The following is a 2,897-nucleotide window of genomic DNA, read 5'->3' on the forward strand; positions in this document are numbered from 1 at the left end:
CCGACAGCTCCCGCGGGCTGAACGGCTTCGTCAGGTAGTCGTCGGCGCCCATCCGCAGGCCCACCACGACGTCGGTCTCGTCGTCGCGCGCGGTGAGCATGAGCACCGGCACGTCCTGCTCCGCCTGCACCTGCCGGCACACCTCGTAGCCGTCGAGGCCGGGCAGCATGAGGTCGAGCACGACGAGGTCGGGGCGCACCCGCTGGCACAGCGCGACCCCCGCCGGGCCGTCGAGGGCCACCTCGACGCGGTGGCCGTCGGCGCGCAGCCGGGCGGCGACCGCCTCGGCGATGACGGGCTCGTCCTCGACGACGACGACGGTGGCGGGCGGGGACGGCGTCGAGGTCACGTCGTCGAGGCTAGGGCGACGGCGTCCGGGAGCCGCTCAGGAGATGTGCGGGTCCTGCAAGGGCTCGCTCCACCGCACTCCTCCGGAGAAGTGCGGCTCATGGGGCGGGCTGGACCGCACTCCTCCGGAGAAGTGCGGCTCATGGGGCGGGCTGAACCGCACTCCTCCGGAGGAGTGCGGTGGAGGGGCGCGGGCGGCGGCTCAGAGGAGCAGGTCGGCGAGCTCCGCGAACTCGTTGCGCGGCAGCGCGCCGGAGGCGGTGAGCACCTGCACGGCCACCTCGTCGGCGCCGGCCGCGTGGTGCTCGGCGATCCGCGCGGCGACGCGCTCGGTCGTGCCCCAGGGGATGAGGGCGTCGACCAGGGCGTCGCTGCCGCCGCCGGAGAGGTCCTCCTCGGCCCAGCCGAGGCGCCGCAGGGTGTTCGTGTAGTTGGGCATCTGCAGGTACGGGGTCGTGTAGCGCCGGGCCACGCTGCGCGCGGTGGCGGCGTCGGGCTCGAGGACGACGGCGACCTCGGGCGCGAGCAGCACCCCGGAGCCGAGCTGCTCACGGGCCTCGACCGTGTGGTCCACGGGGACGAAGTACGGGTGCGCGCCGACCGCCCGCTCCCCGGAGAGCTCAAGCATCCGCGGGCCGAGCGCGGCCAGCACCCGCCGCTCGGGCGGCACCGGGGGCGAGGCGGCGTCCAGCTCGTCGAGGTAGGAGACCATCCGGCTGTACGGACGCCGGTAGGCCTCCCCGCTGCTCTCCACCAGCGGCGCGTGGCTGGCGCCCAGGCCCAGGAGGAACCGGCCCGGGTGCGCCCGCTCGAGCTCCGCCACGGCGTCCGCGGACTGCTGCGGGCGGGCGTGCCAGATGCTGAGGATCCCGCTGGCCACCTGCAGCCGGGTGGTCGCCGCCAGCAGCTCGCCGAAGATCGCCGGCACGCCGTCGCCGAAACCCGCGGACAGCCACAGCCGGGTGTAGCCCAGCTCCTCCAGCTCGGTCGCGATCTCCACGACGTCACCGCGGTTGCCGTCCTCGAGCCACGGCCCGCCCGCCCACGCGCTCAGCGCTCCCACCACCGGGCCAGCCTAGGCAGCACGGACCGGCGCAGCCCGCCGGGAGGCTGCGCCGGCCCGCTGGTGGGGGGACGGGGTCAGGCGCCGGCGGCGGCCTCGATGTCGTCCATGACCGCCTCGGCCGCGATCGGGCCCGAGCTCGACGTCCACACCCCGCCGTCGACCTCGGTGGTCGCGCCGGACTGCGCGGCCTTCAGCCGGGCGAAGGCCGGGTCGGCCTGCGCGGCGGCCAGCGCCGTGTCGCCGCCCTCGCCGAACGCGGCGAGGAAGAGGTGGTCGGCGTCGACCTCGCCGAGGTTCTCCAGCGACAGCGGGTCGCTGTGCGGGGCGTCGCCCAGGCCCGCGGCCGCCGGCAGGGCGTCCGCTCCGGCGGCCGCCAGGAGCGTGCCGGGCATGAGCGCCGAGCTCATGAGCACCGGGCCGGTCTCCATCCAGCGCACGACGGCGGCCGTGCCGTCGAGACCGCCGTCCGCCGCCACCGCCTCGGCGCGCTCGGTGACGGCGTCCAGGCGCTCGGTCAGCTCGTCGTCGGCGCCCAGCGCCTCGGCGTAGGTGTGCAGCGGCGCCTGCCAGTCTCCGGGGGCGGCCGCCTCGGGCACGACGGTGGGGGCGATCGCCGACAGCGCCTCGTACTGCGCCTGGTCCAGGCCGCTGGCGGCGAGGATGAGGTCCGGCGCAGCCTCGACGACCGCCTCGAGGTTCGCCTCGCGCACGGTGCCCACGACCGGGACGGCGGCGGCCTCCTCGCCGAGGTAGGCCGGCGGCTCGGTGCCGCCGCGGCTGGCGGTGGTGCCCACCGGCGTGACGCCGACCGCGAGCGCGACGTCGAGGGCCGGCTCGGCCAGGGCGACGACGCTCTGCGGCTCCGCGGGCACCGGGACGTCGCCGAACGCCGTGCTCACGGTCGTCTCGGACGCCGACGCGCTCGGCTCGGAGGTGCCGCCGCCGCCGCTGGCGCCGTCGCCGCCGCCGCACGCGGACAGGGCGAGGGCGGCCGCTGCGGCGAGGGCGACGGAGGCGGGCGCGGCCAGCGGGCCTCGACGTCGCTGCGCCGGGGTGGTCGTGCTCACAGAGGTCCTCCACAGGTGGTGCTCCCCGGCGGCCGGTCGCCGCAGGTAAGGTGAGCCTCACCATAGAGGGACGGCGACCGTGCCTGTCCAGAGCGGGCCCCCACGGGGTCGGGGATCGGAGGCCGGGTGGACCAGCGCGCCCTGCTGCGCCGCGGCGTGCTCCCGGCCGCGCTGGCGCTGCTCGTGGCGGTGGTCGCCAGCCTCGCGCTCGGTGCCGGCGAGGTGGGTCCCGCGCGGGCCCTCGCCGTGCTCGTCGGCGGTGGTGACGACGACGCGCGCTTCGCCGTCCTGGGCCTGCGGGTGCCGCGCACGCTCGTCGCCGCGGGGGTCGGGCTCGCCCTGGGGGTGGCCGGCGCGGTGCTGCAGGCCGCCTCGCGCAACCCCCTCGCCGAGCCGGGGCTGCTGGGCGTGAGCGC

At 77.3% G+C, this 2,897-nt stretch carries 4 protein-coding genes; 1 reads left to right on the forward strand and 3 read right to left on the reverse strand.

Features of this window, described 5'->3' with window-relative positions; all coding sequences use genetic code 11:
- The 3 genes from AC5FZL_RS16240 to AC5FZL_RS16250 form a co-directional block, all read right to left on the reverse strand.
- A partial coding sequence (locus AC5FZL_RS16240; protein ID WP_493619915.1) for a response regulator transcription factor occupies positions 1-349 on the reverse strand: 349 nt, incomplete at its 3' end.
- A 201-nt stretch (positions 350-550) separates the two neighbouring features.
- Positions 551-1,414: a TIGR03620 family F420-dependent LLM class oxidoreductase gene (locus tag AC5FZL_RS16245; RefSeq protein WP_493619916.1), complete on the reverse strand. Its 864-nt coding sequence runs from the start codon at positions 1,412-1,414 to the stop codon at positions 551-553.
- A 74-nt stretch (positions 1,415-1,488) separates the two neighbouring features.
- On the reverse strand, positions 1,489-2,481 hold the full coding sequence (locus tag AC5FZL_RS16250) for an ABC transporter substrate-binding protein (RefSeq protein ID WP_493619917.1): 993 nt from the start codon (positions 2,479-2,481) through the stop codon (positions 1,489-1,491).
- Positions 2,482-2,607: 126 nt separating this feature from the next.
- On the opposite strand from AC5FZL_RS16250, the gene AC5FZL_RS16255 reads away from it, so the two are divergent.
- Positions 2,608-2,897, forward strand: a 290-nt coding sequence (locus tag AC5FZL_RS16255) for an iron chelate uptake ABC transporter family permease subunit (protein WP_493619918.1), incomplete at its 3' end; no start/stop codon positions are given.

The organism is Quadrisphaera sp. DVD1, from assembly GCF_058932755.1.